Below are 11,743 nucleotides of genomic sequence, written 5' to 3'. Positions count from 1 at the left end.
TCAGCCCTTCTCTTCCAGCGTGATGACCAGCGCGCCGCCGGCCGCCCTGACCAGCGCTCCCCGCGGGTGCTCCGCGCTCTCCCCGCCTTCGACCGCCACGACGCGGCGGTTGACGAGGAGGACGTTCCAGGCCCCCGGGGCGCCCGCGGCCTCCACCCGCACCACCGGGCCGCGCCGGGACGTGGTGAACGTCGTGACCGCGTCCCCGTCCGCGCCCGGGATCACCGTGGTGACGCTGGCGCCGTCCGCCGGCTCGTACACGCGCAGCGTCACCCCATTCGCATGGTCGTAGTCGGGACGGTCCTCCACCGCGCCCTCGGGGATCACCGCCCCCGGCCGCACGAGCAGCGGCACGCTGTCGAACCCGTGGCGCTCGCGCACCCAGCGACCGCCCTCGACGCGCTCCCCCGTGAGGTAGTGCGTCCACACGCCGCGCGGCACATAATAGGAGAGCTCCCCGTCGGCGGAGAAGACGGGCGCCACGAGCAGGTCGTCGCCCAGCATATACTGCCGCTCCAGGTGCGTGCAGGCCGGGTCGTCCGGGAACTCGACGACCATCGCGCGCATCATCGGCAAGCCCTCGCCGTACGCCTGCCGCGCGGCCCCGGCCAGGTAGGGCATCAGCCGCATCTTCAGCCGGGTGAAGCGCCGCAGCACCTCCACACACTCCTCGTCGAACAGCCACGGCACCCGGTAGGAGCCGCTTCCGTGCAGCCGGCTGTGCGACGACAAGAGCCCGAACGCGATCCATCGTTTGAACACCGCCGGGTCGGGGGTGCCCTCGAACCCGCCGATGTCGTGGCTCCAGAAGCCGAAGCCCGTCATGCCCAGCGACAGGCCGCCCCGCAGGCTCTCCCCCATCCCCTCGAACGTCGACTCGCAGTCTCCGCCCCAGTGCACCGGGAACTGCTGCCCGCCCGCCGTGGCCGAGCGGGCGAACACGACCGCCTCGCCCTCGCCGCGCCGCTTGCGCAAGAGCTCGAACACCGTCTGGTTGTAGAGGTGGGTATAGTAGTTGTGCGCGCGTTCGGGGTCGGACCCGTCGTGGTAGACGACGTCGGTGGGGATGCGCTCGCCGAAGTCGGTCTTGAAGCAGTCCACGCCCATGTCGAGCAGCGCGTCGAGCTTGGCGGCGTACCACGCGCGGGCCTCGGGGTTGGTGAAGTCGACAACGGCCATGCCCGGCTGCCACAGGTCCCACTGCCACACGTCGCCGTTCGGGCGCCGCAGCAGGTAGCCGCGCGCCCTGCCCTCCTCGAACAGCGGCGAGCGCTGCCCGATGTAGGGGTTGATCCAGACGCAGATGCGCAGGCCGCGCTCCCTGAGCCGGCGCAGCATCCCGGGCGGGTCGGGGAACACGCGCGGGTCCCACTCGAAATCGCACCACCGGAACTCGCGCATCCAGAAGCAGTCGAAGTGGAACACGCTGAGCGGCAGGCCCCGCTCGGCCATCCCGTCGATGAACGAGGTGACGGTCGCCTCGTCGTAATCGGTGATGAACGAGGTGGACAGCCACAGCCCGTACGACCAGGCGGGCACCCGCGCGGGCCGCCCGGTGAGCGCGGTGTACTTGCGCAGGATCTCCCTCGGCGTCGGCCCGTAGATGAGGAAGTAGCGCATCGATTGGCCCTCGACGCTGAACTGCGTCCGCGACACCGCCTCGGAGGCCACCTCGAACGACACGCGCCCGGGATGGTCGACGAATACGCCGTAGCCAGCGTTGGTGAGGAAGAACGGCGCGTTCTTGTACGCGTGCTCGCTGGACGTGCCGCCGTCGTTGTTCCAGATCTCCACGACCTGGCCGTTCTTGACCAGCGGCCCGAACCGCTCGCCGAGGCCGTACACGAAGTGGTCCACGCCTAGGTGGAGTTGCTCGCGCACGTAGTGGCGGCCGTCGTCGGTGTCGATGATCGCCATCGCCTTCCGCGCGCTGCCGGTGAGGCGGCGGCCCCCGGCCAGGAAGTCCAGCCTCCACCCCTCGCCGCGCCCGACCCGCACCGACAGCGCGCCGGAGGTCAGCGTGGCCGCGTCCTCGTCCACCGTCACCTCCCCGGTCGGGTCGGTGGCCAGCTCGAACGCCGGGCCGCGGGGCCGCTCGCCCGCGAAGTGCGTGATGGTGACGCCGATGACGTCCGGCATCGGGGATGCGCAGGTGACGGTCACCACCGGCCCCTTGAGCAGGTCGCCGCGGTGCCGGATCCGCTGGACGGGCGCGTGCACGACGAACGACGCCGGCCCGGCGTCGACGTCGAGGACCTCCATCGGGTAGACCGCGTGCACACCCTTGCACATCTCCCAGTAACCGTCAGTGAACTTCATTCTTTGATCGCTCCTGCTGTGAGTCCGCGCGATAGCGTGCGCTGGAAGATGAGGTAGAAGACAACGGTCGGCAGCAGGCCGAGCAGCGCGGCGGCGCTGGACATGGTGGCGTCCATCAGCCGCTGTCCCTGCAGCACGCCGAGCGCGACCGAGACCGTCTGGTTGTCGTTGGAGATGAGGAAGATGAGGGGGATCAGGAACTCGTTCCAGGTCCAGATGAAGAAGAAGACGAGCATCACCGCCAGCGTGGGCCGCACGACCGGCACGACCACCCGCCACAGGATCTGCCACCGGCTGGCGCCGTCTATCCGCGCCGCATCCAGCAGCGGCCGGGGGAACGCCATCATCACCGACGACAGCAGGTAAGTGCCGAACGCGCTCTGGATGACGGTGAACACGATGATGACGCTGACCCGGGTGTCGTAGAGCCCGAGCTGGTTGGCCAGGTAGTACAGCGGGTAGACCAGCGACTCCTGCGGCAGCGTGTTGGCCATCAGCAGCAGGACCAGCACCCACATCCGGCCCTTGATCCGGCCGATGCCCAGTGCGTAGGCGTTCAGCACCGACAAAAGGACCGCCAGCACGGCCACCGAGCCGCTGATGAGCAGGCTGTTGAGCAGCACGTGGCCGAAGCCGACGCGCTCCCAGAAGTCCCTGATCCCCTCGAGATGGAATCCCTCCGGCGGGGCGAGCGGGCCGTTGGCGGTGTACTCCGCCGGCGTCTTCAGCGCGTTGAAGACCACCACGGCAAAGGGGATCAGCATGATCGCGGCCATCGCGGCCAGCGCCGCCAGCACCGCGTAGGCCGACGGACCCCGGCGGCGCCGCCGCGGCCGGCTCCGCGCGGGTGCGCTCACCGGGCTTTGGGCCAGCGTCGTGGTCACCGCTCCTCCCCCAGCTCACGGCCCTGCAGCCGCAGAAAGACGATGGTGAGCGCGATGACGATCAGCGTCAGCACGGTGGCGATCGCCGAGCCGTAGCCGACGTCGGTCTTCTCGAAGAAATGGACGTAGGAGTAGTAGGACGGCACGTTGGTCGCGCCTCCCGGGCCGCCCCTGGTGAGCACGAAGATGTGCGGGAACGCCTTGAGCGCGGCGATCGTCGTCCACAGCAGCACCACGAAGATCTCGGGCCTGATCTGCGGGATCGTGATGTACCAGAAGCGCTGCGCCCACGAGGCCCCGTCGATCTCGGCCGCCTCGTAGAGCGAGGGGTCCACGCGCTGCAGCCCGGACATGAAGATCACGAGGGGGAATCCGATCTGGATCCAGACCATGACCCCCATGACGCTCCACAGCGCGGTGGCGGGATCGCCGAGCCAGTCGTGCGCGAGCGAGCCGAGCCCAATCGCGTGCAGCAGGACGTTCACCGCGCCGTTCTCGGGGGCGAGCAGCCAGCTCCACACGATGCCCGCGATGACGATCGGCAGGACCTGCGGCAGGTAGATGCAGGCGCGCAGGGCGCTGGCGGTGCGCGGGCCGAAGTGCCGGTCGATCAGGTCGGTCAGGACGGAGGCCAGCACGAGCCCGATCATCGTCGGGAGGATCGCCATCCCGACGATGACCAGCGCGTTGTGCCGGAACGACGCCCAGAACTCGCCGTCCGTCGCCAGCTCCCGGTAGTTGTCCAGCCCCACCCACGTCGGGGTGCCGACGCCGGCCCACTCGGTGAAGCTGGTCCCGATGTTCATCAGGAACGGCACCCCGATGACCCCGGCGAACAGCAGCAGCCCGGGGATCAGGTAGGGCAGGTAGGCGAGCCGGTCACGCCCTGTCAAGCTGCCTGTTGTCACTTGGGCAGGCCGCTGTCGTAGGTCTTCTGGAGGCCGCTGAGCACCGACTGCGGCGGATCGCCGTTCATGAGCTTCTGGGTCTGCGAGACCCACTGATCGTAAAAGCCCGGGGCCGGCCAGTCCGGGTAGTACGCCAGGCCGTTCGACTGGGCGAGGGTGTTGAAGCCGTCGATGAGCTTCTTGGCCCTGGGCTCGGTGATGGCCGAGCTGTCGGCCGCCACCGGGACGCCGCCCGCGTTGCCGAGGATGTTCTGGATCTTCTTCTGCAGCGTGATGTCGATGAAGTCGTAGGCGAGCTGCTTGTTCTTCGATCCCTTCGGGACGACCCACAGGTTGCCGCCCGAGCCGAGGGTCATCTTCGCGCCGGGCCACACGAAGGTGTCCCAGTCGAACTTGGCCTCCTTGGCCACGCGCCCGAACCACCAGTTCCCGGAGAACATCATCGGGAACTTGCCGCTCATGAACGCCACGCCGGCGTCCTCGCCCTTGGTGCTGACCGAGTTCTTGGCGATATAGCCCTTCGTCACCCAGTCGGCGAACGTGGTCGCCGCGTACGTCCATGCCGGGTCGGTGAAATCGGTCTTGCCGGTGTAGCGCTGGAACGCGTTCACCCACGGCTCGTCGGCCTTGTCCAGCGCGAGCTGGTAGACGTACTGCTGCGCCATGTACTCGGCGCCGCCGTTGGCCAGCGGCGTGACGCCCTTGGCGACGAACGCGTCCATCACCTTGGTGAACTCGTCGAACGTGGTCGGGACCTTGACGTCGTACTTCTTGAACAGGTCCTTGTTGTAGTAGACCTGCGTGTACTCGGCGTAGGTGGGCACGCCGTACCACTTGTCGCCGCCCATGATGCCCTTGTCGTCGTACTTGGCGACGACCTGCACGCTCGGGCTGATCAGCTTGTCCCAGCCGCGCTTCTTGACCTCGGGGGTGATCTCCTCGAGCAGGCCCTGCCTGGACAGCAGCCCGGCGGTCGCGTTGCCCTTGTTGTACTCCATGACGTCGGGGGCGCTGTTGGAGTTCACGATCATGGGCGCGGTCTTCTGGATCTGCTCGAAGCCCTTCAACTCGAGCTTGACCTTCACGCCCGGATGGGTGGCCTCGAACTCCTTGATGGCCTCGTTCCAGGCCACGCCCATGCCGCTCTCGGGAGCCTCGTAGTGCCAGACCCGCAGCTCCTTGCCGCCGGAGTCGCCGCCGTCGCTGCGGCCGCACGCGACCAGCGTCAGGGACCCTGCGGCGAGCACGGCGAGCAGCGCTGCGCCCGTGACTCTCTTGATCATAAATTTCCTCCGGGGTGAGAAACGGGCATCGGCCCTCCTTTTCGAAGCGCTCCGAGCGCAGGGATGATAGATCGCATGTGAACGTTAACACAACGGGCAAACCAGACAAACGCTCGTCGCATGTTCACCCGGGAGAATGTGGGTGGCCGTCGCCACCAGGCGCACCGGGAGGCAGCACCCATGAAGATCGTGGGGAGAGTGAAGCCGCCAAGGCACCGAGAGAACACAGGGATATCGCTTCTCGCGGCGTCCTCGGCGCCTCGGCGGTTTGTCGTTCTCTCGTCCTCGTCCGAGCACCGATTGGCCGCCTGTAGCTCTCCCATCCGAGCGCCGCACCAGGGTGGCGCCGGTAGGACGCCGCGCGGTCCGGTGGATCCAGGAGAGCGATGCGACGCAAGCCATCGATCGTGCTCTCCTCGGCGGCGCTCCTCCTCGCGACCGCCGGGGCCGGCGGCGCCCTCGCCAGCCCGCGCCCGGCCGCGAGCGGGCCGGGCGCGGGCTGGCGAGGACGCGGTCGTCCATGGACGGCCGGCGCCGCGTCGCCGTCGAGCGGCTCGGGCCGGCACAGCGCTGGGCGCGTCGGGCGGCGCGCTCTCGCCGGTGCGGCTCCACTCCCCCGGCGGCCGCACGGTCCAGGCGAGCGTGGGGTCCGGCGGCGGCAGCGACAGCACCGTCTTGGCCTTGGCCGGCGCTGTCGGGGATGGCGGCCGAGATGGCACAGGACCGGAGCAGGCGAGGACCAGCGCTACAATGGTTCACGCGGCGATGAAATTGAATTACATCTTTGGATACCGCAGCAAAACCCATAACCTCACAACAGAATAATATGGATCTGGGATTAGAGAACAAAGTCGTCATGGTCACCGGGGGCGCCAGAGGTATCGGAGAAGGTATCGTACGAGCGCTCGCAGAGGAGAAAGCCATCCCGGTAATCATTGGACGCGATGAGAGCGACAATTCAAAGGTATGCCGATCGATCGTTTCGCAAGGATCCAGGTGCGGATACGTGACCGCCGAGCTCACGTCAAATGACGGATGCAGACGGGCCACCGAAGAGACAATTTCAAAATTCGAGAGGATCGACGCGCTCATCAACAACGCAGGCGTAAATGACGGCGTGGGCCTGGCCTCGGGGAGCTATGAAAAATTCATCGACTCGCTTCACAGAAACCTGATTCATTATTATTTGATGGCGCACTATTCGTTGCCGGAATTGATTCGCAACAAGGGTTCGATTGTCAACATCGGATCGAAGACAGCCGAGACAGGGCAGGGCAATACGTCGGCATATGCGGCCTCCAACGGAGGGCGGAACGCGCTCACGCGCGAATGGGCGGTGGAGCTTCTGCCCTACGAGGTTCGGGTAAACTCTGTAATCGTCGCAGAATGTTATACCCCGTCATATGACACATGGATCAAGACCTTTCCTGACCCGGAAGAAAAATTGAAGTTAATAAACGAAAGAATTCCATTGGGGAAACGGATGACCACAAAGGAGGAGATCGCCGCGATGGCGGTTTTTTTGCTCTCACAAAAATCCTCGCACATCACCGGGCAGCTCATTCATGTGGATGGAGGATATGTGCACCTCGATCGGGCACTGCTTTAATTTGATGCGTCAAGCTCCTCGACGCGGGCGCGCGAACGGTGGTCGGCTCCACCGGGGGCTCTGCGCCACGACCGTCGACGGCAAGCTCTTGAGAAGGGCTAGCTCCGCGTCGCCCAGCGATGAGGCAGCCCCGGGACCGGAGCCGTCCGGGGCCAGGTTGAACGCCGTGCCGACCTTGCCGCCGGAATCGCCGCCGTCGCTGCGACCGCACGCGACCAGCGTCAGGGACCCTGCGGCGAGCACGGCGAGCAGCGCTGCGCCCGTGACTCTCTTGATCATAAATTTCCTTCGGGACGAGAAACAGACATCGGCCCTCCTCGTCGAAGCGCTTCGAGTTGCCAGGATGTTTACCCGCATGTTAGCGTTAACACAACCGGTTAAGTCAATGAAATTCGCCGACCACGCGTTCATCGAGGCGGAGCGGTTGCGCCGAAGATGTCATCACGCTGCGCCGTGGAGTCAGGCTCACCCGCGTTATGACGGCTCTCTCTTGCGTTGGAGCAGATGGATGAACGTACGACTCGTTGCAGGTATTTTCGTGCTGGCGTTGTCGGCAGCCGCGGGATGCGGAGACGATGACGGCGAGGGCGGCGCCGGCGGCAATGGCGGCTCCGGCGGCGCTGGCGGTGCCGGCGGCGTCGACGCCACGAGCACCGGAACTGGCACCGCCGGCGGCGGCGGCGAGCCCACCGGCACTGGCGGCAGCGGCGGCGAGCCCACCGGCACTGGCGGCAGCGGCGGCGAGCCCACCGGCACCGGCGGCAGCGGCGGCGAGCCCACCGGCACCGGCGGCAGCGGCGGCGAGCCCACCGGCACCGGCGGCAGCGGCGGCGAGCCCACCGGCACCGGCGGCAGCGGCGGCGAGCCCACCGGCACTGGCGGCAGCGGCGGCGAGCCCACCGGCACCGGCGGCAGCGGCGGCGCCGAGCCCACAGGCACCGGCGGCAGCGGCGGCGAGCCCACCGGCACCGGCGGCAGCGGCGGCGAGCCCACCGGCACCGGCGGCAGCGGCGGCGCCGAGCCCACAGGCACAGGCGGCAGCGGCGGCGCCGAGCCCACAGGCACAGGCGGCAGCGGCGGCGCTGAGCCCACCGGCGAGACGGACTGCACGAACTACGAGGACGACGACGGGGACGGGTCCTACGACTGCGCGGACACCGACTGCGCCGCGACCTGCGCCCCGATCGCCGAGGCCGCCTGCGCGAGCGCGACACCCATCGTCTCGACGACGATCCACGGCGACACGTCGGAGGGCACGAGCGGCCTGGAAGGGACCTGCTTCCTCGGCAACACGGGCCACGGACCGGAAGAGATCCACCTGTTCACGCCGCCCACCGGGCAGTCGGGCACGCTCGTGGTCGAGCTCGAGTCGCCGACCGATCACAGCGTCTACGCCCGCAGCGCGTGCGCGGACATGCGCTCCGAGATCGACTGCTCCGACGAGAGCTCCCCCTACGACGGTCTGCCCGACCAGGAGCGGATCGAGATCTACGTGAGAGACGGCCAGGCCGTGCCGATCGTCGTCGACACCTATGAGCCGCGGGAGGCCGGTCCCTACACGCTGAACGTCAGGTTCACGCCGATCGTCTGCGGCGACGGGACCGTCGACGCGATCGAGGAGTGCGACGACGGCAACACCACGAGCGGCGATGGATGCTCCTCCACGTGCGTCTACGAGCTCGACGTGCTGTGCGAGGACGCCGCCGAGCTCTCCATCGGCGAGAACACGGGCAGCACGACGGCCAGCGCGTCGGTGTTCGAAGGCAGCTGCGTCGGATGGGACCTGCCGGAGGCGATCCACAGGTTCACGCCGCCGAGCGACGGCACGCTCACGCTGACGCTGTCCGCCGAGGCCGACCTGGGCTTCTACGTGCGCGAGGGCTGCGCGGACTTCGGCTCCGAGCTCGGGTGCGCCGACGACGGAGGCCGCGGCGATGACGAGACGCTCGCAATCGACGTCGCCGGCGGCGAGCCCCTGTTCGTCATCGTCGACACCTACCTGCCGATCGGCGGAGGCGCCTACACGCTCACCGTCGACTTCACCCCCGCGCCCTGAGCGCCCGCGCGCCGTCCGGCGCGCCCGGGTGCCCTCTCCTCGGGACGGCCGAGGCACGCCGCGCGCGCGCTCGCCGTCCCGCGCGCGCCCGGGCAGCGCTGGCGTCTCAGGGTTGCAGGACGGGGACGCCGGAGAGCCCGTCGGCCGCGCGCCCGCGCCGCGGAAGCGACGCGCCGTGGGCATCGACCGGCGCCGGCGGATCGCCGGTCTCGAGGTCGATCTCGCGCCTCGCCGCGGCGGGCCGGAGCGCCCTCGAGTCGAGCAGCGTCACGCGGCGGTATCCGAGCTCCACGAGCTCGCGGGCGGCGACGGCGAGGTCGAGGCCCGCCGTGTGCTCGGCGCCCGGGTCGGCCGAGGGCGGGCTGTAGATCACCGCGCCCGCGCCGGCGGCCTCGATCTCCCGCAGGGCGCCGAACAGGTCGGCGTCGCCGAGGAGGTCCGACACGAGCGCCGCGCGATGGGTGAACACCACGGCGCGGTCGCCGGAGAGCGCGGGCGCGCCGTGCGTCAGCAGGAGCAGCTGCCGATCGCGGCGCAGCTGGTAGGTGTGCGCCCGCCACTCGCCGCTCAGGCCCGCGGGCCGGAACGGGGTGGTGCCGACGCGCGCGGCGACGTCCTCGCGCTGCACCCGGTGGCGGATGACGTCCCCGATGGAGACGATCGGCAGCCCGTGCCGCGCCCCGAAGCGCGCCAGGTCCCGCCGGCGCGCCATCGTCCCGTCGTCGTTCATGATCTCGCAGATGACGGCCGCCGGGTTCGCGCCGGCGAGCCGCGCCAGGTCGACCGCGCCCTCGGTGTGCCCCTCGCGCTCGAGCACCCCGTCGCGGCGCGCGCGGAGCGGGAAGACGTGCCCCGGCGACACGAGGTCGCGCGGCGACGCGTCCCGGGCGATGGCGGCCGCGACGGTGCGCGCCCGGTCGCGGGCGCTGATGCCGGTCGTGACGCCCTCGCGCGCCTCGATGCTCACCGTGAACGCCGTCGAGCGGCGGGCGCCGGCCCGGGTCGCCATGAGCGGCAGCGCGAGGCGGTCCACCTGCGCCTCCGTGAGCGCCAGGCAGATGAGCCCCCGGCCGTGGGTCGCCATGAAGTTGATGGCCGCCGGCGTCGCGTGCTCCGCCAGGACGACGAGATCGCCCTCGTCCTCGCGCTCCTCGTCGTCGACGAGAATCACCATGCCGCCGGACCGGAGCTGCTCGACGGAAGCCTGCACACGCACCGCTGATGACGAAACTGCCATGGGCGGCCCGCCACGCACGAGGCGTGCCACGGGCGCGACCTCGCTCCTCACCCGCCTCACCGGCGGTGGTCGGATCGGAGGCCGAAGGTGGAAGGCGGCCCAGTCGCATCCGCGAGGAGTCCGGCCAGGGATCCGGAGAGAGAGTTCAACGCAAAGGCGCAAAGGCGCAAAGGCGCAAAGGCGCAAAGGCGCAAAACGAAATTATGTATTTTTGCGTCTTTGCGCCCTTTGCGCCTTTGCGTTCAAATCTCTCCTCGCTCGCGAGGCCAATCCCTGGCGGGACTTCTGCCCCGCGGAACTGGCAAGCCGAGGTGCTGCTGGAGCAGCAACGGATGCGCATCGGGTGCTGCTCCAGCAGCGGCTCGTCCCGGGGGGCGCGCGAGGCGCCGGCGCGGCGGCCGGTGCGGTCACGCGCCCGGCGAGGCGGCAGGCGGCGGCGCCAGGCGATCGATCTCGTGCAGGTCGGCGTCGGTCAGCCGGAAGCCCACGGCGGCGGCGTTCGCGCGCACCTGCTCCGGCGATGTCGCGCCGGCGATCACGGAGGCCACCGCGGGCCGGCTGGCGAGCCACGAGAACGCCAGCTCCAGCAGGGTGCGGCCCCGGGACGCCGCGTAGGCGCCGAGCGCCGCGGCGATCTGCCGGTTGCGGTCGGTGAGGAAGCGCGCGGTCAGCGGCGCGTCCGGCGCCGAGAGGCGGGCGCCGGCGGGCGCCGCGCCGTCGGCCTGGTACTTCCCGGAGAGCAGCCCGCTCGCCAGCGGGAAGTACGGCAGGAACGCGATGCCGCGGCGCTTGCTCTCCGACAGCACGTCTTGCTCGGGCTCGCGCTGGAGCAGGCTGTACTCGTTCTGGACGCTCACGAAGCGCGCGCCCCCCGGGCGGACCGCCTCCTCGGCGCCGCGGATCTGCGCGGCCGAGAAGTTCGAGCTGCCGATCTCGCGCACCTTGCCGGCGCGCACCAGGGCGTCGAGCGCCTCGAGCGTGTCCTCGATCGGCGTCTCGGGGTCGGGGCGGTGCAGCTGGTAGAGGTCGATCCAGTCGGTGCCCAGCCGGCGCAGGCTGTCCTCCACGGCGCGCTGGATGTAGGCCGGCCGCGCGCCGCCCCTGCGCTCGTCGTCGAGCCGGACGCCGAACTTCGTCGCGATGATCACCGAGCTCCGCCGGCCGCCGAGCGCCCGGCCGAGCAGCTCCTCGCTGCGCGTCCCGCCGTAGACGTCCGCCGTGTCGAAGAAGTTGATGCCCGCGTCGAGCGCAGCATCGACGACCGCCGCCGTCCGCTGCTCGTCGATGCGGCCGCCGAAGTTGTTGCACCCGAGGCCCACGACCGACACCTCGAGCGATCCGATCCGTCGCTTTTCCATCGGGCCGCGGGACTGCACGGCCTGTGCCGCTGACGGACGCGGCGGGCGGCGCGGCGGTCCAGGGGCCGATCGATCGCCGGCGGCTGCTG

General features: G+C 69.5%; 9 protein-coding genes. 2 read left to right on the top strand and 7 right to left on the bottom strand.

The features are described 5' to 3' along the window. The 4 genes from yicI to WMF26_RS13260 all read right to left on the bottom strand — a co-directional run bounded on the left by yicI (position 1) and on the right by WMF26_RS13260 (position 5,394). Entirely contained in the window at positions 1-2,319 is a 2,319-nt protein-coding gene (gene yicI, locus WMF26_RS13275) for an alpha-xylosidase (RefSeq protein ID WP_438000627.1), read from the bottom strand. Next, on the bottom strand, positions 2,316-3,095 hold the full coding sequence (locus WMF26_RS13270) for a carbohydrate ABC transporter permease (RefSeq protein WP_438002405.1): 780 nt from the start codon (positions 3,093-3,095) through the stop codon (positions 2,316-2,318). Before WMF26_RS13270 ends, yicI begins: the two co-directional genes overlap by 4 nt. Before the next feature lie 104 nt (positions 3,096-3,199). Further along, a complete protein-coding gene (locus WMF26_RS13265) occupies positions 3,200-4,096 on the bottom strand; it encodes a carbohydrate ABC transporter permease (protein WP_437946506.1) in 897 nt (298 codons plus the stop codon). 11 nt (positions 4,097-4,107) lie between these two features. Further along, positions 4,108-5,394: an ABC transporter substrate-binding protein gene (locus tag WMF26_RS13260; protein ID WP_437946505.1), complete on the bottom strand. Its 1,287-nt coding sequence runs from the start codon at positions 5,392-5,394 to the stop codon at positions 4,108-4,110. Positions 5,395-6,220: 826 nt separating this feature from the next. Here WMF26_RS13260 and WMF26_RS13255 point away from each other — a divergent pair. Then, a complete protein-coding gene (locus tag WMF26_RS13255; RefSeq protein ID WP_061621278.1) occupies positions 6,221-7,003 on the top strand; it encodes an SDR family oxidoreductase in 783 nt (260 codons plus the stop codon). A 9-nt stretch (positions 7,004-7,012) separates the two neighbouring features. On the opposite strand, the gene WMF26_RS13250 is transcribed toward WMF26_RS13255, so the two are convergent. After that, entirely contained in the window at positions 7,013-7,282 is a 270-nt protein-coding gene (locus WMF26_RS13250; RefSeq protein ID WP_438000626.1) for a hypothetical protein, read from the bottom strand. 229 nt (positions 7,283-7,511) lie between these two features. Here WMF26_RS13250 and WMF26_RS13245 point away from each other — a divergent pair, with 229 nt between their 5' ends. Continuing rightward, positions 7,512-9,059: a DUF4215 domain-containing protein gene (locus tag WMF26_RS13245; RefSeq protein WP_438000625.1), complete on the top strand. Its 1,548-nt coding sequence runs from the start codon at positions 7,512-7,514 to the stop codon at positions 9,057-9,059. Between the two features lie 106 nt (positions 9,060-9,165). Here WMF26_RS13245 and ribB read toward each other — a convergent pair whose 3' ends face one another. Then, positions 9,166-10,269: a 3,4-dihydroxy-2-butanone-4-phosphate synthase gene (gene ribB, locus WMF26_RS13240; protein WP_438000624.1), complete on the bottom strand. Its 1,104-nt coding sequence runs from the start codon at positions 10,267-10,269 to the stop codon at positions 9,166-9,168. A gap of 434 nt (positions 10,270-10,703) precedes the next feature. After that, a complete protein-coding gene (locus WMF26_RS13235) occupies positions 10,704-11,654 on the bottom strand; it encodes an aldo/keto reductase (RefSeq protein WP_438000623.1) in 951 nt (316 codons plus the stop codon). Between the last annotated feature and the right edge of the window lie 89 nt (positions 11,655-11,743).

Origin of the sequence: Sorangium sp. So ce185 (assembly GCF_051526825.1) — a bacterium.
In the GTDB taxonomy this organism is placed as follows: Bacteria; Myxococcota_A; Polyangia; order Polyangiales; family Polyangiaceae; genus Sorangium; species Sorangium cellulosum_D.
Note: the sequence above shows the minus strand (reverse complement) of the source record. Positions and strands in the feature narration are given on the sequence as shown.